The 22,578-nt window shown below is 62.3% G+C and carries 14 protein-coding genes; 10 read left to right on the top strand and 4 right to left on the bottom strand.

Translation table 11 applies throughout. The annotated features are described in order from the left end of the window. Positions 1-26: 26 nt before the first annotated feature. Positions 27-2,864, top strand: a complete 2,838-nt coding sequence (locus tag OCX61_RS15180; RefSeq protein ID WP_261940239.1) for an RHS repeat-associated core domain-containing protein — start codon at positions 27-29, stop codon at positions 2,862-2,864. A gap of 20 nt (positions 2,865-2,884) precedes the next feature. Here the strand turns inward: OCX61_RS15180 and OCX61_RS15185 are convergent, their stop codons facing one another. After that, positions 2,885-4,009, bottom strand: coding sequence for an MFS transporter (locus tag OCX61_RS15185; protein WP_261944321.1), 1,125 nt, complete (start codon positions 4,007-4,009; stop codon positions 2,885-2,887). Between the two features lie 353 nt (positions 4,010-4,362). On the opposite strand from OCX61_RS15185, the gene mexE reads away from it, so the two are divergent. The 5 genes from mexE (at position 4,363) to OCX61_RS15210 (ending at position 13,135) form a co-directional block, all read left to right on the top strand. Beyond that, a complete protein-coding gene (mexE, locus tag OCX61_RS15190) occupies positions 4,363-5,604 on the top strand; it encodes a multidrug efflux RND transporter periplasmic adaptor subunit MexE (RefSeq protein WP_261940240.1) in 1,242 nt (413 codons plus the stop codon). 12 nt (positions 5,605-5,616) lie between these two features. Beyond that, a complete protein-coding gene (locus OCX61_RS15195) occupies positions 5,617-8,796 on the top strand; it encodes an efflux RND transporter permease subunit (protein ID WP_261940241.1) in 3,180 nt (1,059 codons plus the stop codon). Further along, positions 8,793-10,211 (top strand): efflux transporter outer membrane subunit, encoded by a 1,419-nt coding sequence (locus tag OCX61_RS15200; RefSeq protein ID WP_261940242.1) that lies wholly within the window; start codon positions 8,793-8,795, stop codon positions 10,209-10,211. The genes OCX61_RS15195 and OCX61_RS15200 overlap by 4 nt, the downstream gene beginning before the upstream one ends. Positions 10,212-10,379: 168 nt before the next feature. After that, positions 10,380-11,435 carry a tetratricopeptide repeat protein gene (locus OCX61_RS15205; protein WP_261940243.1) on the top strand — a complete coding sequence of 352 codons (1,056 nt, stop codon included), beginning with the start codon at positions 10,380-10,382 and terminating at the stop codon, positions 11,433-11,435. Between the two features lie 98 nt (positions 11,436-11,533). Next, on the top strand, positions 11,534-13,135 hold the full coding sequence (locus OCX61_RS15210) for a response regulator (RefSeq protein ID WP_261940244.1): 1,602 nt from the start codon (positions 11,534-11,536) through the stop codon (positions 13,133-13,135). Positions 13,136-13,141: 6 nt separating this feature from the next. Here OCX61_RS15210 and OCX61_RS15215 read toward each other — a convergent pair whose 3' ends face one another. Further along, positions 13,142-15,130, bottom strand: coding sequence for a hybrid sensor histidine kinase/response regulator (locus OCX61_RS15215; RefSeq protein ID WP_261940245.1), 1,989 nt, complete (start codon positions 15,128-15,130; stop codon positions 13,142-13,144). Positions 15,131-15,447: 317 nt separating this feature from the next. Here OCX61_RS15215 and OCX61_RS15220 point away from each other — a divergent pair, with 317 nt between their 5' ends. Then, a complete protein-coding gene (locus tag OCX61_RS15220) occupies positions 15,448-16,134 on the top strand; it encodes a type 1 glutamine amidotransferase domain-containing protein (protein ID WP_261940246.1) in 687 nt (228 codons plus the stop codon). Positions 16,135-16,266: 132 nt separating this feature from the next. Next, the gene (locus OCX61_RS15225; RefSeq protein ID WP_261940247.1) at positions 16,267-17,073 is read left to right on the top strand and encodes a CSS-motif domain-containing protein; all 807 of its coding nucleotides are present in this window, start codon (positions 16,267-16,269) and stop codon (positions 17,071-17,073) included. Positions 17,074-17,093: 20 nt separating this feature from the next. Here the strand turns inward: OCX61_RS15225 and hppD are convergent, their stop codons facing one another. After that, positions 17,094-18,170 carry a 4-hydroxyphenylpyruvate dioxygenase gene (gene hppD, locus OCX61_RS15230; RefSeq protein WP_085676920.1) on the bottom strand — a complete coding sequence of 359 codons (1,077 nt, stop codon included), beginning with the start codon at positions 18,168-18,170 and terminating at the stop codon, positions 17,094-17,096. A gap of 300 nt (positions 18,171-18,470) precedes the next feature. Here hppD and OCX61_RS15235 point away from each other — a divergent pair, with 300 nt between their 5' ends. Both OCX61_RS15235 and rarD read left to right on the top strand, forming a co-directional pair. Further along, the gene (locus OCX61_RS15235) at positions 18,471-20,057 is read left to right on the top strand and encodes an EAL domain-containing protein (protein ID WP_261940248.1); all 1,587 of its coding nucleotides are present in this window, start codon (positions 18,471-18,473) and stop codon (positions 20,055-20,057) included. A 32-nt stretch (positions 20,058-20,089) separates the two neighbouring features. Beyond that, positions 20,090-20,977, top strand: a complete 888-nt coding sequence (rarD, locus tag OCX61_RS15240; protein ID WP_261940249.1) for an EamA family transporter RarD — start codon at positions 20,090-20,092, stop codon at positions 20,975-20,977. On the opposite strand, the gene OCX61_RS15245 is transcribed toward rarD, so the two are convergent. Then, positions 20,940-22,511, bottom strand: a complete 1,572-nt coding sequence (locus tag OCX61_RS15245) for a TerC family protein (protein ID WP_261940250.1) — start codon at positions 22,509-22,511, stop codon at positions 20,940-20,942. The two genes, rarD and OCX61_RS15245, sit on opposite strands and share 38 nt — an antisense overlap. Positions 22,512-22,578: the final 67 nt, after the last annotated feature.

Raw genomic sequence — 22,578 nt, forward strand, 5'->3', positions numbered from 1 at the left:
CGCTGATCCGGCGAGGTAGCATCCCCATGGGCCGCATCGAAATGGCAGTCAACCGCAACACCCCGACCGTAAAGGTCCAGGACAACCGCGGCCTTGCGGTGCGCGAGATCGCCTTTTACCGTCATCCTGACCAGCTGGATGAAAGCCAGGTACGCATTACTCATCATCACTTCGCCGCGCCTGGCTTCTTGACACAGAGCGCGGACCCGCGCCTGGCTGACGCAGGGATAGCCAACTTCATCTTTCACAACGACCTGCGCGGAAAAGCTCTGCACACTCGCAGCGTGGACGCAGGCACATCGGTCAACCTAAAAGACATCGCCGGCCGGCCACTGCTCATCGTGAACGGCATCCTCAGCACTGGCTACAGCTCCGAAGACCACAGCCAGGCCGTCAGCCACACCTGGCATTACGAGGTGCCAACCCTACCTGGTCGGCCGCTAGCCGTTTCCGAACAGGTTGTCTATGAAGTCCCACGAACAACGCAGCGCTTCATTTACGCGGCCAGCACGGCTTCAGACAAAGACCTGAACATCGCCGGGCTTTGCATCAGCCATTACGATACGGCCGGGTTGATGGCCAACGAAAGCTTTGCCCTTTCAGGCGTGCCTCTCTCGATAACGCGCCGATTGTTCAACGCGGCGACTGACACTGACATGCAGGTCGATTGGCACGGCGCTGACCCGTCAGCCTGGAATGCACTGCTTGCGGCAGAAAGGTATACCACCGTGACCCACACCGACGCCTCGGGCAAGGTGCTGCTCACGCTGGATGCGGCTGGCCATCAGCAACGCGTGGCGTATGGCGTGAACGGGCAGCTGGCGTGCAGTTGGCTGACCGTGAAGCAAGGCGCGGAGCAGCCAGTGGTGCTTTCGCTTGCCTATTCGGCAGCGGGGCGAACGCTGAGCGAGACACACGGCAACGGCGTGAGATGCATCTACAGGTACGAGCCGCGAACGCAACGACTGGCAATCATTCAGCTACAGCGTGCAACCGGCTTTCTGCAGGACCTGCGTTACCGATACGACCCGGTGGGCAATGTGTTCAATGCCAAGGACGAAACGCAGCAGACTCGCATTTGGCGCAACCAACGTGTGGCATCAGCAAGCGTGTACGGCTACGACAGCCTGTATCAACTGGTCAGTGCCAGCGGCCGGGAAATGGCCAATGCGGGTCGCCAGAACAGTCAATCAACTCCGGCAACCCTGCCGCTTGGCGGTGACAACGCCACCTACACCCGGTACACCCGTCTCTACCACTACGACACCGCAGGCAATCTGACCCAGATTCGCCACAGTGCACCCGCCACCAACAACTGCTACACCACCGACATCACTGTCAGCAACCGCAGCAACAGAGGCGTGAGCAGCACGCTTGCGAGCAGCCCAGAGGAAGTGGAAGCGAGGTTTACAAACGCAGGACAGCAACGGGAACTGCAGCCAGGTCAACGCCTACATTGGACATCCCGTGGGGAGCTGCAAAAAATTACGCCAGTGACGCGCCATGGCGCCCCGAGCGATCACGAGCTTTATCGCTACGATGCCCGCCATCAGCGCGTATCGAAAGGCAGTAACCAAGCAGCAAGCCATCAGCAGGTGATCTACTTACCTCAGTTAGAGATGAGAACAACCTCCAATAAAAACAAAGTGACAGAGCGCCTGCAGATCATGAGCCTTGGGAAGGCTGACAGCGCATATATTCGCCTATTACATTGGTCCACGGGCAAGCCCACAGGCATTGACAACAACTCGCTTCGCTACCATTACACCGACCTCGTCGGTAGCAGTGGCTTTGACGTTGACGGTTACGGCAACATAATCAGTATTGAGGAATATTATCCCTACGGAGAGACGTCGGCCTGGCTAGCACGCCCGGGTGTTGAGGCAAGCTACAAAAGCGTACGTTTTTCAGGTAAAGAACGAGATGCGACAGGACTGTATTACTTCGGTCATCGATATTACCACCCACTTGCCGGCCGATGGATGAGCTCAGACCCGGCGCTTACCGTGGACGGTTTGAACCTCTATGCGATGGTTTGTAATAACCCCGCCACCCATGTTGATGATTCAGGTTTGATGCTTCGCAGTCCAGCCACTGCTCAAGCGACCCCTGACACTGTAACTGTGGCCGCTAGAGGGTTGGCCAATTTCCCCTCGGAAGACGCGGTAAAAGTGTTATGGGCATTAACGAACGCTGAGGCGGCTCTGGAATCTGCCATCGCGGCGCCACCTGATCCCTGGATCATGATGGAGTCATTTGGACCTGCTTATTACGAACGCCAAGGAGAGATTACGCAGGCCTGGAAAAACGTCAAATCACTCAGTGGAAAGTACTTCTTTGACGAATTCCTTAACTCAAAATTATTGAAAGTTAACGGTGGCGACCCAGGCGTCGTTGCCAGCGTTCCCAAAGGTGACACTTCGGGAATTATTCGCTTCCACGATTCATTCTTCCACGAATCCACGACAGACATGATCAGAACCCACTTTTTAATTCATGAGCTCACTCATCTCGGCACCATCATTGGCGTGTCTGCACCAGGCGCATACTCCGCGGACTTCTTTTATATCGGCAGAAAGGGCGAAGAAACTTCTTACAGAATTGCCCGCCTCGGCTGGCTCGATCCTAATGAACTCGAACAACCAAAACTATTCCTTGAAGAGACCGCAAAGCATTATGGACTGAGCACTATCGACAGCAGCGACACCGAGTTGACGTACCGCTCCAATAACACCACTCACGTATTACCCATCACCAGCGCCGTAGGGTGGTTCTGGCAAGATCCATCGTTTCGCGCAAAGGTGACGTCCCGAAACGCTGACAGCCTAGCTTTTGCGGCGATGCGTATGGCCAAAAAAATGTGAAACAGGCGCCATTTGGCTGGTCAAGGACTGACATGTACTTTGCGCATAACCACTCCCACCAGCACCACATTGGTCAGCGCCAACAGACACAGGGTGACCAACACCCCCATCGAGCCAAAGTGCTCGAACAGTAAGCCCCCAACCACTGGCGTGAGTGCCTGTCCGATCAGTGACGGCCGCGACATGCGGCCCATCAACAGCACGTACTGCGCTGGCGGCATCATCGCCAGCGGCAGCAGCCCACGTACAATCGCCCGCAGGCCATTGCCGCAGCCGAACACCAGCAAGCCCACCGCCGTGGCAGCCGGCACAAAGGTCACCATCAGCAGCCCCACCAGCACCAGGCTCACCCAGGCCAGCGCGGTCCAGATCGGGTGGCGCTTGCCCGCCAGGATCTGCAGCACCCGCGAGGCCACCTGGCTGGGCCCGAGCATCGCCGCCAGGCCGATGGCCACCGGCAGCGAATGCCCCAACCCCTGCAGCACGGCCACCAGCTGCACGGCGATGGCGGTCATGATGATCGCGCCGATGGCGAACATGCTGGTCAACAGCAGGTACAGTGGGCGGTCCACGCCGAGCGCTTCGCCTGCGGCCTGTGCCTTGGCCGGCACCTCGACCCGACCACCGGCAGGCAGCACCCGCCAGTACAGCGGTGCGACCACCACAATCAGCACCAGCGCATAGCACACGCACGTTGCACGCCAGCCGAAGTGTTCGATGGCCAGGGCCACAGTCGGCCAGGACAGGGTCGAGGCGAAGCCGGCGATCAGGGTGATGCCGGTGATGGCCTTGCCTGCGCCTTCGCCATACAACCCGCCAAGGGTGGCGAACAGCGCTTCGTACAAGCCCATGGCCATGCCGATGCCGATCACCGCCCAGGCCAGCAGGAACAGGCCGAGGTCGTGGCTGGCGGCCATGATCAGCAGCCCCACCGCCACCACCGCACCGCTGGCGGCCATTTGCGGGCGGCCACCGTAGCGGGCGACCAGGCGGCTGGACCAGGGGGCGAGCAGCGCCGAGACCATCAGGCTCAGGGACAGCGCGCCATAGACCCACTGGCTGGGCCAGCCGGTGTCGCGGCTGATGGGGTCGGCCATCACTGCCATGAGGAAGAACGAGCCGCCCCAGACCAGGATTTGCAGCACGCCGAGGAGGACGATGCCGAGGGGGCCGGGTAGGCGGTGGTAGGTGTGCAAGGTGGGGCCTATTTCAGTCGCGGGGCTGGGATGGCTGTGCCGGCCTCTTCGCGGGTGAACCCGCTCCCACAAGGACCGTACAGCTCTCGAGGCCTGTGCAATATCTGTGGGAGCGGGTTCACCCGCGAAGCGGCCGGCACAGTCTTAGAGAGCTTACCTGCTGGCCCCGTCACATGCCTGCCATCGATGATTGAGCCGGACATATCATTGCCCGTGATAATAACCTTCGCTGCGTTCGATTCGTGCGTCACGCGCAAGACACTCACACTCCGCCCACTACTAATACATTGGCGGAGTTCTCCATGGATCACTCACTCAAACCCTTGCGCTTTCCCCTCGCTGCCCTGGCAGTGGTGGTGCTCAGCGCTTGTGGCCGCACCCCCGACGCCGTGCAGGCTCCCGCCGCGCCCAAGGTCAGCGTTGCCAAGGTCATCGAGCAGCCGATCAACGAATGGGACGAGTTCACCGGCCGCCTGGAAGCGCCGGAAACCGTCGAAGTGCGCCCACGGGTCTCGGGCCAGATCGATCTGGTCGGCTTCACCGAAGGTGCCCAGGTGAAAAAAGGCGACCTGCTGTTCCAGATCGACCCGCGCCCGTTCCAAGCTGAAGTCCGCCGCCTCGAAGCCCAGCTGCAACAGGCCAAGGCCACTGCCATCCGCAGCGCCAACGAAGCCCGCCGTGGCGAGCGCCTGCGCGACAGCAACGCGATCTCCGCCGAGCTTGCCGAATCGCGCAGCAGCGCCGCCGCTGAAGCCCGCGCCGGGGTCGATGCGATCCAGGCCCAGCTCGACCTGGCCCGCCTGAACCTCAGCTTCACCCGCGTCACCGCGCCGATCAGCGGCCGCGTCAGCCGCGCCGAGTTCACCGCCGGCAACATCGTCACCGCCGATGTCACGCCGCTGACCAGCGTGGTGTCCACCGACAAGGTGTACGCCTACTTCGACGCCGACGAGCGCGTGTACCTGAAGTACACCCAGCTGGCGCGCGATGGCCAGCGTGGCCAGAGCACCCCGGTGTACCTGGGCCTGACCAACGAAACCGGCAACCCGCACCTGGGCCAGATGAACTTCGTCGACAACCAGGTCAACCCACGCACCGGCACCATCCGTGGCCGCGCCGTGTTCGACAACCGCGACGGCCAGTTCACCCCAGGCCTGTATGCCCGCCTGAAGCTGGTCGGCAGCGCCCAGTATGACGCCGTGCTGATCAACGACGAAGCGGTCGGCACCGACCTTGGCAAGAAGTTCGTGCTGGTCATGGACAAGGACAACAAGGCCGCCTACCGCGCCGTGGAACTGGGGCCCAAGCTAGAAGGCCTGCGCATCGTGCGCAGCGGCCTGACCAAGGACGACCGCATCGTGGTCAAGGGCCTGCAGCGTGTGCGCCCTGGCTCGCCGGTGACCCCGGAAGAGACCCCGATGGCCAGTGAACAGACCCTCGCCACCCTCGCCCAGCAGCGCCAGGCCCTCGAGGCCAGCAACCCGGCGCAGAAGGTTGCGGGCTCCACCGAAAAAGTCGCCAGCGCCCAGGCGCCACGCGGTTAAGGGACCACACCGATGAACTTTTCGAAATTCTTCATTACCCGGCCGATCTTCGCCGCGGTGCTGTCGCTGGTGCTGCTGATCGCGGGCTCGATCTCGCTGTTCAAGCTGCCGATCAGCGAATACCCCGAAGTGGTGCCACCCACCGTGGTGGTGCGCGCCAACTTCCCCGGCGCCAACCCCAAGGTGATCGGCGAAACCGTGGCCGCGCCGCTGGAGCAGGCCATAACCGGTGTCGAGAACATGCTGTACATGTCCTCGCAGTCCACCGCCGACGGCAAGCTGACCCTGACCATCACCTTCGCCCTGGGCACCGACCTGGACAACGCCCAGGTGCAGGTGCAGAACCGCGTCACCCGTACCCAGCCCAAGCTGCCGGAAGAAGTGACCCGGATCGGTATCACCGTCGACAAGGCGTCGCCCGACCTGACCATGGTCGTGCACCTGACCTCGCCGGACAACCGCTATGACATGCTCTACCTGTCCAACTACGCCATCCTCAACATCAAGGACGAACTGGCGCGCCTGGGCGGCGTCGGTGACGTGCAGCTGTTCGGCATGGGCGACTACTCGCTGCGCGTGTGGCTCGACCCGAACAAGACCGCGTCGCGCAACCTGACCGCCAGCGACGTGGTAGCTGCCATTCGCGAGCAGAACCGCCAGGTTGCCGCTGGCCAGCTGGGCGCCCCGCCCGCCCCCGGCTCGACCAGCTTCCAGCTGTCGATCAACACCCAGGGCCGCCTGGTCAACGAAGAAGAGTTCGAGAACATCATCATCCGTGCCGGTGCCGATGGCGAAATCACGCGCCTGAAGGACATCGCCCGGGTCGAGCTCGGCTCCAGCCAGTACGCCCTGCGCTCGCTGCTGAACAACCAGCCGGCGGTGGCCATCCCGATCTTCCAGCGCCCGGGCTCCAACGCCATCGAGATCTCCGACGAAGTGCGGGCGAAGATGGCCGAGCTGAAGAAGGACTTCCCGGAAGGCATGGACTACAGCATCGTCTATGACCCGACCATCTTCGTACGCGGCTCCATCGAAGCAGTGGTGCACACCCTGTTCGAAGCCCTGGTGCTGGTCGTGCTGGTGGTGATCCTGTTCCTGCAGACCTGGCGTGCCTCGATCATCCCGCTGCTGGCCGTGCCGGTATCGCTGATCGGTACCTTTGCGGTAATGCACCTGTTCGGCTTCTCGCTCAACGCCCTGTCGCTATTCGGCTTGGTGCTGGCCATCGGTATCGTGGTGGACGACGCCATCGTCGTGGTTGAGAACGTCGAGCGCAATATCGGGCTGGGCCTGAAACCGCTGGAAGCTACGCAAAAGGCCATGGGCGAAGTGACCGGCCCGATCATCGCCACCGCCCTGGTGCTGTGCGCGGTGTTCGTACCTGCTGCGTTCATTTCCGGCCTCACCGGGCAGTTCTACAAGCAGTTCGCCCTGACCATCGCGATCTCGACCGTGATCTCGGCGTTCAACTCGCTGACCCTGTCGCCGGCCCTGGCTGCCGTGCTGCTGAAGGACCACCATGCACCCAAGGACCGCTTCTCGCGGTTCCTCGACAAGCTGCTGGGCAGCTGGCTGTTCGCCCCGTTCAACCGCTTCTTCGACCGTGCCAGTCACCGCTATGTGGGCGGCGTACGCCGGGTCATCCGCTCCAGCGGCATCGCCCTGTTCGTCTATGCCGGGCTGATGGGCCTGACCTACCTGGGCTTCTCGTCCACGCCGACCGGTTTCGTGCCGGCGCAGGACAAGCAGTATCTGGTGGCCTTCGCCCAATTGCCCGACGCAGCCAGCCTTGACCGTACCGAGGCGGTGATCAAGCGCATGAGCGAAATCGCCCTGAAGCAACCAGGTGTTGCCGACTCGGTGGCCTTCCCGGGCCTGTCGATCAACGGTTTCACCAACAGCCCCAACAGCGGCATCGTGTTCACCCCGCTCAAGCCGTTTGACGAGCGCAAGGACCCGAGCCAGTCGGCGGCGGCCATCGCGGCTGCATTGAATGCCCAGTTCGCCGACATCCAGGACGCCTACATCGCGATCTTCCCACCGCCGCCGGTACAGGGCCTGGGTACCATTGGTGGTTTCCGCCTGCAGATCGAAGACCGTGGCAACCTGGGCTACGAAGCGCTGTACAAAGAGACCCAGAACATCATCGCCAAGAGCCACAACGTGCCGGAACTGGCGGGCCTGTTCACCAGCTACCAGGTCAACGTGCCGCAGGTCGATGCCGCCATCGACCGGGAAAAGGCCAAGACCCACGGCGTGGCGATCACCGATATCTTCGACACCCTGCAGGTCTACCTGGGCTCGCTGTACACCAACGACTTCAACCGCTTTGGCCGCACCTACCAGGTCAACGTCCAGGCCGAACAGCAGTTCCGCCTCGATGCCGAGCAGATCGGCCAGTTGAAGGTGCGCAACAACCTGGGCGAGATGATCCCGCTGGCAACCTTCCTCAAGGTCAGCGACACCTCCGGGCCGGACCGCGTCATGCACTACAACGGCTTCATCACCGCGGAAATCAACGGTGCAGCAGCCCCCGGCTACAGCTCTGGCCAGGCCGAAGCTGCGATCGAGAAACTGCTCAAGGAGGAATTGCCCAACGGCATGACCTTCGAGTGGACCGACCTTACGTACCAACAGATCCTCTCGGGCAACACCGCGCTGCTGGTCTTCCCGCTGTGCGTGCTGCTGGCCTTCCTGGTGCTGGCCGCCCAGTACGAAAGCTGGAGCCTGCCGCTGGCGGTGATCCTGATCGTGCCGATGACCCTGCTGTCGGCCATCACCGGGGTGATCGTCTCCGGAGGCGACAACAACATCTTCACCCAGATCGGCCTGATCGTGCTGGTGGGCCTGGCGTGCAAGAACGCGATCCTGATCGTCGAGTTCGCCAAGGATGAGCAGGCCAAGGGCCTCGACCCGCTGGCTGCGGTGCTGGAAGCCTGCCGCCTGCGTCTGCGGCCGATCCTGATGACCTCGATCGCCTTCATCATGGGCGTGGTGCCGCTGGTGTTCAGCTCCGGTGCCGGCTCGGAAATGCGCCATGCCATGGGTGTGGCGGTGTTCTCGGGGATGATCGGCGTGACCGTGTTCGGCCTGTTCCTGACCCCAGTGTTCTTCTTCCTGATCCGCCGTTTCGTCGAGCGTCGCCAGGCCCGCAAGGCCGAGCACGCGCACGTGCTGGAGAACCACGCATGAACCTGCTCAAACCGCTGACCCCGAGCCTGCTGGCGCTGGCCCTCGCGGCCTGCGCAGTCGGCCCGGACTACAAGACCCCGGACACCGAGCCCGCGCATTTCGACAGCGCTGATGTACAGGCCAAGGCCTTTGACCGCAGCCGCTTCGAAAGCGTGTGGTGGAAGCAGTTCGACGACCCGGTGCTGAACCAGTTGGTGCAGGCATCGCTGGACGGCAACCGTGACCTGCGCGTGGCCTTCGCCCGGCTCAAGTCGGCACGGGCGATCCGTGACGACGCCGCCAACGACCAGTTCCCGGTGGTCACCAGCCGCGCCAGCAGCGAGATCGGCAAGGGCCAGGTGCCCGGCCAGACCACGCAGCGGGTCAACCAGGAGCGCTACGACCTGGGCCTGGACATGGCCTGGGAGCTTGACCTGTTCGGCCGCATCCAACGCCAGATCGAGGCCAGCGAAGCCCAGGAAGCGGCGGCCCAGGCAGACCTGCAACAGCTGCAGGTCAGCCTGATCGCCGAGCTGGTCGACGCTTATGGCCAGCTGCGCGGGGCGCAACTGCGCGAGAAGATCGCCGTGGCCAACCTCAAGACCCAGCAGGAGTCACGCACGATCACCGTGACCCTGCGCGACGCCGGGGTCGGCAACGAACTCGACGTGGTGCGTGCCGATGCCCGCCTGGCGGGTGTCGAAGCCACCGTGCCGCAACTGCAGGCCGAACAGGCCCGGGCCCGGCACCGTATCGCCACCTTGCTCGGCCAGCGCCCGGACGCGCTGAGCGTCGACCTGTCGCCCAAGGCCTTGCCGGCCATCGCCAAGGCCCTGCCGGTGGGCGACCCCGGCGAGCTGCTGCGCCGCCGCCCGGATATCCGCAGCGCCGAACGCCAGCTGGCCGCGGCCACCGCCAATGTCGGGGTGGCCACCGCCGACCTGTTCCCGCGGGTGAGCCTCAGCGGCTTCCTTGGCTTTACCGCCGCCCGTGGCTCGCAGATCGGGTCCTCTGCGGCCAATGCCTGGGCGCTGGGCCCAAGCATCACTTGGGCCGCCTTCGATCTGGGCAGCGTGCGGGCCCGCCTGCGGGGCGCCAAGGCTGACGCCGAAGGTGCCCTGGCCAACTATGAACAGCAGGTGCTGCTGGCCCTGGAAGAGTCGGCCAACGCCTTCAGCGACTACGACAAGACCCAGCAGCGGCTGTTGTCGCTGATGCGCCAGAGCGACGCCAGCCGCAAGGCGGCCGACCTGGCCTCGGTGCGTTACCGCGAGGGCACGGTGGATTACCTGGTGCTGCTCGACGCCGAACGCGAACGCCTGAGCGCCGAAGACGCCCAGGCGCAGGGTGAGGTCGAGCTGTATCGCGGCATCGTCTCGATCTACAAGGCCCTCGGCGGCGGCTGGCAACCGGAGACTGTCGCCAGCGCACGCTGATCCCGCTTCGTTTCACTGACTCCTTTGGTTGGTTCCTCCCCCAACCCTTTGCCCCGCTGGCCCTGGCCTGCGGGGCTTTTTTATTGCCCCTTGGCGCCCCTGCGGCTTGCAGCCCAGGGCATTCTGCCCCAAGCTCTGCCTTCCCACCGCCATGGATCGCAGCGCCCGATGCCCAGACGCCACAGCTACCTGATCGCCGTACTGCTGCTGATTCTGGTGTCCATCGCCATCGTTTTTCTGCGCCGCGACGACAGGCCCGCACCGCCAGTGCTACCGCCACACAGCTACGGCAAGGCGCTGCGCCAGGCACATGATGGCCTGCCCGGTGCCGCCCGGGTGCTGTACCAACAACTGCAGCGCGATGACCTGACGCCGATCCGCCGCGCTGCGCTGTATGCCGAATTACCCAACTACCCCTCGCCGCAGGCGCTGAAGCTGGCCCGCCTGGACCTGGAAAACGACGACCCGCTGGTGCGCCGTGCAGCCATTGCCGGTATCCGCAAGCTGTTGCCCGCGTCCCAGCGCAGCCTGGTGCTGGGGCCACTGCTGGACGATGACGAGCAAAGCGTGCGCTTCGCCGCCGTGGACGCCCTGCTTGGCCTCGACCCCGACGCCATCGGCCTGTATTTCGGCCCGTTGCAGAGCGCGCTGGAGCAGTACCAGCAGACACTGGAAAAACAACCTGACGACGCCGAGGCCCAGGTGCACCTGGCGCGCCTGTACCTGCACGAGAATGATTACGACCAGGCGGCCGCAGCCCTGCAGCGCAGCCTCGCGGTGGACCCGGATAGCCTCGATGCCCTGGCCACCCAGGTGCGCCTGCTGGAGCGCCAGGGCCATCACGATCAATCCCGCCAGGTGCTGGCCAAGGCTTTGGCGCTGCGCCCTGACTCGGCGTTCCTGCAGTACGAGCTGGGGCTGTGGCTGATCCGCCATGACCAGCGTGAATACGCCCTGCTCGCCTTGTCGCGCGCGGTAGAGTTGGAACCGGAAAATGCCGATTACCGCTACACCCTCGCGGTGACCTTGCACGATCTGGATCAATCCGATGCCGCGCAAAAGCAACTGGAAACCCTGCTCAGCCGCCAGCCAGCCAACCGTCGGGCGCGGGTGCTGCTGATCCAGTACTGGAAAGAAACCGGCCAACTGCAGAATGTCCAGGTCCTGCTGGCTGAGCTGGAGCGGCAGAACCCGGACGATCCCTTCCTGCAACAAGGGCTGTAGATTGCGTTGAACCCTTGGCAGATGCCCGTGGTCCAGTGTTTATGGACCATTGGAGGTAGCAGGGAACCGGCCCTGCCGAGCATTTCAGGAGAACCGCATTGGCCAGCTCGTTGTCGATGGACGAACGTGCTCTGATCCTGGCCCCGGATCAGCTTGCCAACAATACTTCCAAGTTGTTGGCGGCGGCCGGTGTCGACTGTTTGTGCACGCCTGATATCGCCAAGCTGCAGGCCTGGCTGATCGAAGGCGCAGGCCTGGCGATCATCGCCGAACAGGCCCTGAGCGTTGACGCAGCGCCTGTCTTGCAGCGCTACATCGACCAACAGCCGGCGTGGTCGGACTTTCCTATCCTGTTGTTGACGCCAACACCAGCCTCCCCCTCTGCCACCCATCTTGGCCTGGGCAACCTGACCCCGCTTGCCGTACCTTTCGTCGAAGGGCAGTTACAGCAGCTGGCTCAGACAGCGTTACGCAACCGGCGCCGCCAATACCTGGCGCGCGACCAGATGCTCGAACTGCAAAAGCGCCTGGATGCGCGCAGCGAGGAGCAACGCGTCCTCGACCAGGCCTTGCAGCAGACCCGCAAGATGGAGGCGATCGGCCAGCTGGCCGGCGGTGTGGCGCATGACTTCAACAACCTGCTGACCAGCATCGGCGGCAGCTTCGAACTGATCGACCGGCGCCTGAAAAACGGGCGCAGTGACGGCGTTGAAGGGATCCTGCGCATGGGCCAGCAGGCTGTGTCACGTGCCGCAGTGCTTACCCATCGCCTGCTGGCGTTTTCGTCCAGGCAATCGCTGCACAGTCAGCGCATCGACCTGCTTGCCCTACTGCAACCGCAGCGACTGGAGGCCATCCTTGACCAAGGGGTAAGCCTGCAACTGGACCTGCCCGCAGACCTTTGGGCCGTGCAGGCGGACGACAAGCAATTGCAAGAGGCGCTAAACAACCTGCTGGTCAATGCCTGCGAGGCCATGCCCAATGGGGGCAGGCTGCGGATAGCGGCCAGCAACCAGCAGATTGACGCGCAGCGGCCCGCAAGCGGTGGGTTGAATACAGGTGAGTATGCCTGCCTGAGCATCATCGATGACGGCCAGGGCATGTCACAGCGCACCCTGGAGCATGCCTTCGAGCCCTTCTTCAGTACCAAGCCGGTGGGTCAAGGGATTGGCCTTGGCCTTTCGATGGTTTACGGCTTCAGCAAGCAGTCTCACGGCCATGTGGCGCTGTTCAGCGAGATCGGCCATGGCACCCAGGTGGACCTCTACCTGCCACGCTTCCATGATGCGCAACAACCCGAGGCCGCTACGCCGCGCCCTACGCCTGCCGCCAGAAGCCGTAATGTACTGGTCGTCGAGGATGATCCCCATGTCCGCGAACTGCTTTGCCAGTCGTTGCAGGACGAGGGTTATCCCTGCCGCAGCGCCAGCAACGCCAACGAAGCCTTGCAACTGCTGCGTTCAGGCCAGGTGATCGATCTGCTGGTCAGCGATGTCGGCCTGCCGGGCATGAATGGCCGGCAGTTGGCCGAGATCGCACGCACACTGCGCCCGCAGCTTCCGGTGCTGTTCATCACCGGATACGCCGAGACGGCAATGGCGCGCGAGGGGTTTCTCGCGCCGGGCATGCAGTTGATCTGCAAGCCGTTCGAGCTCAAGCAGTTGCAGGCACAGGTAGCCACCATGCTGGGGCATCCCTGAGCCGGTTCATTCGCTCAACATCAGCAGGGCCTGGTCCATCAGGCTGGCCAAGGCGAAAGGCTTTAGCATCAGCGCCGTGCCTGGCGCCTCGGACAGTTGCGGATCCAGCGGCTGGTCGTTGAAGCCGGTAATGAAGAGGATTTTCTGCTCCGGCTCGACCATGCGCATCGCCCTGGCGACCTGCCGCCCACTGAAACCGCCTGGCAGGCCAATGTCGGTGATCACCAGCTCGAAGGGGCCGTGGTGGCGGAAGCGATCGAGCGCCGAGTTCGCGTCCCTCACATCGCACACGTCGAAGCCACGCTCCTGAAGGTACTCCTTCATCAGCGAACGCAGGTTTTCCTCGTCATCGACCAGCAGCACGCGCTGGCCAATGGCCCGTGTAACTGCTGGTACCGGCTGCGGGGGTTCTGGCTCGATGTGCTCAAGGCAACGCGGGAACAGCATACAGACCTTGAGACCGTGATCAGGTGCAGATTCGAGCCAGACGTGCCCACCGGACTGGCCGACGAAGCCATAGACCATCGCCAGCCCCAACCCGGCGCCATGGCCCATGGGTTTGGTGGTGAAAAACGGTTCGAATGCCCGCGCCAGGTCGACTTCGGGCATGCCATGACCATCGTCTGTGACATACACCGCGACGTAGTCACCTGGGGATACGCCGTGCTCATCGGGTAATGGCGCCTGCAGGCGCTGATTGATGGTGCGCAGTGTCACCACGCCACGCCCAAGGCAAGCCTCACGTGCATTGGCGAACAGGTTCACCATGGCATTTTCCAGCTGTGCAATATCCAGGCAGAGGGTCCAGGGTTTTACATCCAGCTCCCAGTCCACCCGCATTTCAGCCCCCAGCACCTGGCGCAACAATGGTTCCATGGCACTCAGCTGGCGATTGATGTCCAGCGGTTTGGGTGACAGCGGCTGATGGCGGGAAAATGCCAGCAAACGGTGAGTGAGCGTCATGGCGCGTCGCACGGAGTCGCTGGCAAGAGCCACATAGCGGTCGATGTGCTCCAGCCGCCCTTGGTCCATGCGCCGCTGCAAGAGTTCGAGGCTGCCGCCGATACCCGACAGCAGGTTGTTCATCTCGTGGGCCATGCCGCCTGCCAGGTGGCTGACCGCGTCCAGGCGCTGGCTGGCCCGTAACAGGGTATCGGACTGGCGCAAGGCGTCTTCATGGTCCTGTGAAATGTCACGCCCTACGGCAGTCAGCAGCGTGCCGTCGAAGCTCGCCGTCCAGCGGAACAGGCGGTAGTGCCCGTCTTTGTGGCGCAAGCGCGTCTCGAACTGCTCGCCCCCCCGGTCGTGAATGAACTCCATCACGGCAATTTCCACCTCGGCCCTGTCGGCTGGATGGACCATCTCCAGGATCGGTTCACCGCGCTTCTCGTCTTCAGTCCAGCCCAGCGCACGCTGCCAGGCCGGGTTGGCCGCTTGCAGCCGCAGGTCGTGAGTGACCACGACCATGGCATCGCGGGAAAGCTGCCAGATGTGATCACGGTCGGCCAGGATGCGTTCGATCTGGCGTTCGAACGCCAACGCCTGGTCGCGCCATTTGTCATGCGCATCGATGCTGGCGCTGGTATCGATCACCGTGTGCAGAAACCCCACCACCTCATGCTGCTCATCGCGTAACGGTGTGTAGCTGAATGCGTGGCAGGCTTGGCTGCCCGTTCGCCTGCACGGTAGCCACAGCGGCTGGTCTTCGACAAAGTTCGAGCAACCTTCGAGTGCCTTGAACACCCAAGGCCCGATGGCCTTCCATTCTTTTGCCCAGAGTTTGTCGAACGCTTGCCCCAACGCATGATCGCCGCTAGCGAGCAATGCTGCGTAAGGATCGTTGTGAATCACGGTCATCTGCGCGCCCCAGACCACGGCGCAGGGAAATGGCGACAGCAACATCATGTCGACGGCTATGCGCAACGGTGCCTGCCAGTGCGGCAGCGGCCCGAGCGAACTGTATCGCCAGTCGAACTGCGTGATCTGCTCAGCCATGCCCACTTGCGCAGACTGCCGGGTGGCAGGCGCCCTGCCTTGCGCCGAAGGTTTGCCCGGTGTGTGGTTTACGAACACTGTCGTGATTCCATCATGGCTCTTGGGTAAAAAATCCGTTTGCGCATCATCTGCCCGAAGATTTGCCGCCGCAATAGCTGCACTGTTAACAGCTTCTCACTCGACACACCGTACAGGCCTGGGTAATAGCATAGAGCCATTGCCGAAATAGCGCCTTGCCAAACCCAAGCTATGCTCAATAGGTTTTCCCCGCGCCAAGGAACGCAGTGCCCTTCAACGACAGACCAGGGAGCGTGGTGATGAGCAAGAAGATTCTGGTGGTACTGACCAATACGGCCAAATACCCGACCCTGAACCGGGCCACCGGCTTGTGGCTGGGTGAAGCGGTGCATTTTGTCGACGTCGTGCAGAAAGCCGGATATGAAGTCGATTACGTGAGCCCAAATGGTGGCTATGTGCCAATCGACCCACATAGCCTGCAGTTGGCCCCAGAGCTGGACTGGCAATGGTACGACGACAAATCGTTCATGAGCCGCCTGGGCGCATCTTCCAGCCCGGGCAAGGTCAGGGCAGCGGATTACCGCGCCATTTACTACACGGGCGGCCATGGGGTGATGTACGACTTCCCGGACAACCAGCCGTTACAGGAACTGGCACGCAAGATCTACGAAAACGGCGGCATCGTTGCCGCAGTCTGCCATGGTGTGGTCGGTTTGTTGAACATCAAGCTCAGCGACAACAGCCTGTTGCTCAAGGGCCGCCAGGTAACCGGTTTTTCCAATACCGAAGAAAAACTGGTAGAACTGGACAAGGTAGTGCCCTTTCTCACCGAAAACGAACTGGTTGCGCGGGGGGGCATCTACAGCAAAGACGATGATCCCTGGAAAGAGTTCGTGGTGCCAGACGGCAGGCTGATCACCGGGCAGAATCCCGCCTCCACCGCGCTGCTGGCAAAAAAGGTCATTGCTGCACTCGAGTCGCAATGAGTCCTACACCCTGGCAGCGTCTTTCGCAAAACACCCATGGTTTTGGCTTACAGCGGGCGGAGTGATTGATTCATAGGCTCTTCACTGGGCCGTCCATCTCGGGCGGCTCCGGAAATGGGGAGCTGGACACTCATGTCAAGAATCAAGACTGCAGGGCAGAGTTTGGTAGAACTGTTGCTGACATTGGCAATCAGTTTACTGCCGGTTGGATCCGGGCTGATGATCATGTTTTATCAGCATGACAAGAAACTTGAGGAAACCGCGCGAATCTCTGTTGGCGAGGCAATCTATTCCGTGGACCTCGCACTTGATCGAATACACGCTTCGGCGGAGGCTGCAATGAAATTGGCAGGGGCTCCCTGCGACAATGCCCAGGCGCAAATGTTTGATCAGGTTGAAAAAGCGCCGCACCTGCGCTCGCTGGCATTGACCGTTGACGGCCGTACTTACTGCAACACCTTGAAAACACCATACCCACCGTACAGCATATTCCCAGATGCAAAATCGCAATTTCGTCTGGTGCTGGACCCGCCTGCAACACCCAATACAGTCATGCTCGCTTATCAATTGAGCAAGCAAAATCTGGGGGTCATTGTCACGTCCTATGGCACGATGCTGCGTAATGAACTGCGCGCATTTCAGACCGGGCTGACGTTGGTGCTCGAATTTGGAGACTTGTACATCTGGACCGACGGCGACAGTCGGGATCCGGCGCGCCCCTCACAAGCCGAATTCTTCCAGGAAGGTGTCTCGGAGAAATATGGTTATACCGTCAAGGCAGGCTATGCACAGGGATATTCGGCAAATGAGACACGCCAGACAATGAGACAACTTTTCCCTTCCTTGGCGCTGGTCGGGATCATTACTGGCGCAATTACTTACTGGGGCCTGTTCAGGCAACGAAACCTGCGTGCTCGCAGCGCTGCCAGCAAAGACTGACAACGCCACGCTTCACTCACTTATTCGGCATTGAGTACGCCACGACGCACCTGATCACGCTCGATGGACTCGAACAGCGCCTTGAAGTTGCCTTCACCGAAGCCATCATCACCTTTGCGCTGGATGAACTCGAAGAATACCGGACCAAGCAGTGTTTCCGAGAAAATCTGCAGCAACAGGCGCTTGTCGCCTGGTTCGGAAGCGCCATCCAGCAGGATACCGCGGGCCTGCAACTGGTCGACTGGCTCGCCATGCCCTGGCAGGCGTTCTTCGAGCATCTCGTAATAGGTCTGCGGCGGCGCGGTCATGAAGCGCATGCCCAAGCCCTTGAGTGCATCCCAGGTCTTGAGCAGGTCATCGGTGAGGAAGGCCACATGCTGTATGCCCTCGCCATTGAACTGCATCAGGAACTCTTCGATCTGCCCGGCGCCCTTGGACGACTCTTCATTGAGCGGAATGCGGATCATGCCGTCAGGCGCGGTCATGGCCTTGGAGGTCAGGCCGGTGTACTCGCCCTTGATGTCGAAATAGCGAATCTCGCGGAAGTTGAATAGCTTCTCGTAGAACCCGGCCCAGTAAGCCATGCGCCCGCGATAGACGTTGTGGGTCAGGTGATCGATGATCTTCAGACCTGCCCCTTGCGGATTGCGGTCGACGCCTTCGATGAAATTGAAGTCGATGTCGTAGATTGAACTGCCTTCATCGAAACGGTCGATCAGGTAGAGCGGTGCCCCACCGATGCCTTTGATGGCCGGCAGGCGCAACTCCATCGGGCCGGTTTCGATCTCGACCGGCTGAGCCCCCAGCTCCAGGGCCCGGGCATAGGCTTCATGAGCGTTGCGCACGCGGAACGCCATGCCGCACACCGACGGGCCATGCTCGGCAGCAAAGTAGGAGGCGATGCTCTTGGGTTCGTTGTTGAGGATCAGGTTGATGCCGCCCTGGCGATACAGGTGCACGTCCTTGGAGCGGTGCGTGGCCACCTTGGTGAAGCCGAGGATCTGGAATACCGGCTCCAGTACGCCGGGCGTCGGCGAAGCCAGCTCGATGAATTCAAAGCCCATCAGGCCCATTGGATTGTCAAAGATATCAGCCATGTTCGTACCCTCATCTGCAGCGATAATTAATGAATGCGTAGGATGTGGAACGGCAATGGTGGAGAGCACGGGATACCGCGCACGCTGCGGGCGAGGAAGTCACCAATGATCAGCTTGAACCCATGGTATGTCATATGGACCCATTCTCGGCGGGTTGATCCCTCAAACGCGAAGGACCTTATTGTTGTATTCGTAAATCGATTCTACATTGCGTAAATTGCTTTGTCGCGCTTTAGTTGGCCAGCGCCGCCGACAAACGGCTATCCTCAGCACGTCAGTCATCAGGAAGATCACCCCAGCATGCCCCTAACGGTCAAACGCCCCGCTCGCTGGAGCTGGCGCACGCTCTTGCCCTGGATCGTCGGCGTGGTACCGCTTGCCTGTGGCCTGGCGGTGATGAACTGGCAGATCGAGCGCGAACTGCGCGCCACCAGCCAGGCGACAACACGCCAGGTGGTCGAACATGTCGATCATATTCTAGACAACCTCGCCAATGCCGCTCAGGCGCTGCTGCCGCTGGCGGGCAGCCCATGCGCGGACGCTCAACTGGCCTTGCGCAGCCAAGTCACGCGCAATGCTTTCGTGCGTTCGACCAACCTGTTTCAGCAACACAACCTGTACTGCAGTTCGCTGTTCGGCGACTTCGACGAAGTCGTCGATGCCAATGACTACACCGATGGCCGGCTATGGCTGATGGACGGCAACTCGGTAACGCCCGGTCATGCCTTGCTGGTGTACCGGGCCAGCGATGGCGATCGCGGCGCGATCACTACCGTGGATGGCGATCACCTGCTTACAGCCTTGCGCCTGATCGGCCCGGAGGAAGCGTTGCAGATCCGCGTCGGCAATGCCTGGATGGGCAAGGACGGCGTGGTGCATGACGGTGCCCCACCGGTTGCCGCCGCTGCCGATGTGACCCTCGGCTCGACCCGCTACCCGTTCAGCGTGCACGGTGGCTACGAGGCCGGCAAGCAAGGTGAGCTGCTGCGCAGCCACTACCCGGCCCTGCTCAGCCTGCTGCTGGTGCTCGGCGTGGTGGCCGGCAGTGCCTGCCGCTGGCAGATCCGCCGGGCCAGTTCGCCCCGGGCCGAGCTGAATCGGGCCCTGGAGGCGGACGAGTTTCTGCCGTATTTCCAGCCAGTGGTGCGCAAGGGTGACTACCGCTGGGCCGGGGCTGAGGTGCTGATGCGCTGGAACCACCCCCGTGAAGGCCTGGTCCGCCCGGACCTGTTCATCCCCTACGCCGAACACAGCGGCCAGATCGTCGCCATGACCCGGGCCCTGATGCTGCACACCGCGCAGAGCCTTGCACCTTACACTGCGCTACTGGAAGAAGGCTTCCACATCGGCATCAACATCACTGCCGACCACTGCCGTGACCTGAGCCTGCTCGACGACTGCCGCACCTTCCTCCAGCATTTCCCCCCTGGGCGGGTACGGCTTACCCTGGAGCTGACCGAACGCAAGCTGATCGAAGCCACGCCGGTGGCCCTCGAACTGTTCGCCAAACTGCATGACATGGGGGTGATGATCGCTCTGGACGACTTCGGCACCGGTCAGTCGAGCCTCAATTACCTGCGCCAGTTCAAGGTCGACTACCTGAAGATCGACCAGAGTTTCGTGGCCATGATCGGTGGCGACGCGTTGTCGCAACATATTCTCGACAGCATCATCGAGCTGTCCGGCAAACTGGGCCTGGGCATAGTTGCCGAAGGCGTGGAAACCGACGTCCAGCGTGACTATCTGGCACGTTTCGAGGTGGACTTCCAGCAGGGCTATCTGTTTGCCCGGCCGATGCCAGCGAACGAGTTCCTCAGCGCACTTGCTGCACGCCCAGGTGCTGCGCGGTTGCCGCAGGGCGCGCCCCCTGAGATCATGCGCGGCTGATCCACCCGCTCACTCCCCTATCCGAGGCATTCGTGTCAAAAGGCATTGTTTCGTCGGTCATGGCGTCCTGTCTGTTCGCCGTGATGTATTTCTATACCTCCCTGCTGTCGCCGCTCGATGGCGAAGAGATCTTTGGCTGGCGCACGCTGCTGACGCTGCCCTGCCTCACGCTGTTCATGCTGGTCAGCAAAGACTGGAAGCGCGTCGGTGAATTGCTTGCCCGTGTGCGCCAGACGCCAGTCCTGCTGCTGGGCATGGTCGGCACTTCGTGGCTGATGGGGGTGCAGCTGTGGCTGTTCCTCTGGGCGCCACTGCATGGGCGCAGCCTGGAAGTGTCGATGGGCTACTTCCTGCTGCCGCTGGCGATGGTACTGACCGGGCGGCTGGTCTACGGCGAGCGCCTGTCACGCCTGCAAAAAGTGGCGGTCAGCTGCGCCGCACTGGGCGTAGGGCATGAGCTGTACCAGCATGGCAGCTTCGCCTGGGAAACCTTGCTGGTGATGATCGGCTACCCGATCTACTTCGTCTTGCGGCGACGCTGCCGCACCGACCACCTGGGTGGCCTGTGGTGCGACATGTGCCTGTTGCTGCCCTGGGCTGTGTACTTCGTTACCCAGGGGCCGTTGTCGGCGGCCGACCTGCACCAGCACCCCGGCCTCTACGGGCTGATCCCACTGCTGGGGGCGATCAGCGCTTGTGCTCTGATCGCCTACGTGCTGGCCAGCCGCCTGTTGCCGTTCAGCCTGTTCGGCCTGCTCAGCTACGTCGAGCCGGTGTTGCTGGTGGGCGTTGCCCTGCTGCTGGGCGAATCCATCGGCCCTGATCAGTGGCTGACCTACCTGCCCATCTGGGCCGCAGTGCTGGTGCTGGTGCTTGAAGGCTTCAAGCACCTGCTGCGTCAGCGTCGGCGTTCGGTGTAAGGCGCACCTGGCGCACCCGGCGCTCCTCCACCGCCACCACGGTCATGCTCCAGCCGTTCCAGGCCAGCCGGTCACCCACCACCGGCAGGCGGTCCAACAGGCTCATCACCAGGCCCGCCAGGGTCTGGTAGTCCTCGGTGGCACGGGCGCTGAAGCCTGTACCGGCCTGGACCTGGCTCAGGTTCAGGGCGCCGCTGACGACAAAGCTGCCAGCCTCCTCGACGATCGCCGGGCCCTCTACCTCGCTGGCGTCCGGCAACTCGCCGGCGATCGACTCGAGGATATCGGTCATGGTCAGCAAGCCGGTGAAGTCACCGAACTCGTTGATCACGAAAGCAATGTGCGTCGACTGGCTGCGCATCTGCTCCAGGGCATTGAGGATGCTGAAGCTCTCCAGCAGGTTCAACGGCGCCCGGGCCATGCGCTCAAGGTCCGGCTGGCTGCCGGACAACCACTCCTTGAGCAGCTCTTTCTTGTGCACGAAGCCCAGCGGTTCCTCGATATGGCCATCGCGAATCAGCGGCAGGCGCGAGTACGGCGAGTTGGCCAACGCCTCGGTGATGGCCTGCGCCGGCTGCGCCAGGTCGATCACGTCGACCTCGGCTCGCGCCGTCATCACCGTGCGGATCGGCCGCTCGGCCAGGTTCAGCACGCCGCTGATCATCACCCGCTCGCGGCGGTCGAACAGCACCTGCTCCTCGCCCCCTTCGACCAGGTCGGCAATGTCTTCGCCCACTTCGTCAGCCTCGACCCGACGGCCACCCAACAGGCGCAGCACGGCATGCGCGGTACGCTCACGCAGTGGCCGGTGCTGCTGCAGGCTGCGCTTGCGGCGGGCACGGGCCAGCTGGTTGAACAGCTCGATAAGGATCGAGAAGCCGATGGCCGCGTACAGGTAGCCTTTCGGGATATGGAAGCCCAAGCCTTCGGCGGTCAGGCTGAAACCGATCATCATCAGGAAGCCCAGGCACAGCATGATCACTGTCGGGTGGGCGTTGACGAAGCGGGTCAGCGGCTTGCTGGCGACGATCATGATACCGATCGAGAACACCACCGCGATCATCATCACCGACAACTCTTCGACCATGCCTACGGCGGTGATCACCGCGTCCAGCGAGAACACGGCGTCGAGCACGACGATCTGCGCCACGATCGGCCAGAACGCGGCATGGCGTAACGCACCACTGGCTTGCGTGACGTGCCCTTCCAGGCGTTCGTGCAATTCCATGGTGGCCTTGAACAGCAGGAACACACCACCGAACAGCATGATCAGGTCACGGCCAGAGAAGCTCTTGCCGAACACCTCGAACAGCGGTGCGGTGAGGGTGACCATCCACGAGATACTGGCCAGCAGGCCCAGACGCATGATCAGTGCCAGGCTCAGGCCAATGACCCGCGCGCGGTCGCGCTGATGCGGCGGCAGCTTGTCGGCGAGGATGGCGATGAACACTAGGTTGTCGATACCCAGCACCAGCTCGAGGACGATAAGCGTCAACAGGCCCAGCCAGGCCGTGGGGTCGGCTAGCCATTCCATTAGCGGGTACTCACGAAGGAAGCGTCACGGGGACGGCGGGAAGATGGCCGGGAAGGCCGGGGACTGG

The organism is Pseudomonas sp. LRP2-20, from assembly GCF_024349685.1.
Classification (GTDB): Bacteria; Pseudomonadota; Gammaproteobacteria; order Pseudomonadales; family Pseudomonadaceae; genus Aquipseudomonas.

What these genes read in the sequence shown, in the direction of transcription:
- OCX61_RS15215 (WP_261940245.1), bottom strand. Translation starts at nt 15,130, where the DNA reads ATGGCTGAGCAGATCACGCAGTTCGACTGGCGATACAGTTCGCTCGGG.
- OCX61_RS15220 (WP_261940246.1), top strand. Translation starts at nt 15,448, where the DNA reads ATGAGCAAGAAGATTCTGGTGGTACTGACCAATACGGCCAAATACCCG.
- OCX61_RS15205 (WP_261940243.1), top strand. Translation starts at nt 10,380, where the DNA reads ATGCCCAGACGCCACAGCTACCTGATCGCCGTACTGCTGCTGATTCTG.
- OCX61_RS15200 (WP_261940242.1), top strand. Translation starts at nt 8,793, where the DNA reads ATGAACCTGCTCAAACCGCTGACCCCGAGCCTGCTGGCGCTGGCCCTC.
- OCX61_RS15180 (WP_261940239.1), top strand. Translation starts at nt 27, where the DNA reads ATGGGCCGCATCGAAATGGCAGTCAACCGCAACACCCCGACCGTAAAG.
- mexE (WP_261940240.1), top strand. Translation starts at nt 4,363, where the DNA reads ATGGATCACTCACTCAAACCCTTGCGCTTTCCCCTCGCTGCCCTGGCA.
- OCX61_RS15245 (WP_261940250.1), bottom strand. Translation starts at nt 22,511, where the DNA reads ATGGAATGGCTAGCCGACCCCACGGCCTGGCTGGGCCTGTTGACGCTT.
- OCX61_RS15225 (WP_261940247.1), top strand. Translation starts at nt 16,267, where the DNA reads ATGTCAAGAATCAAGACTGCAGGGCAGAGTTTGGTAGAACTGTTGCTG.
- OCX61_RS15195 (WP_261940241.1), top strand. Translation starts at nt 5,617, where the DNA reads ATGAACTTTTCGAAATTCTTCATTACCCGGCCGATCTTCGCCGCGGTG.
- hppD (WP_085676920.1), bottom strand. Translation starts at nt 18,170, where the DNA reads ATGGCTGATATCTTTGACAATCCAATGGGCCTGATGGGCTTTGAATTC.
- OCX61_RS15235 (WP_261940248.1), top strand. Translation starts at nt 18,471, where the DNA reads ATGCCCCTAACGGTCAAACGCCCCGCTCGCTGGAGCTGGCGCACGCTC.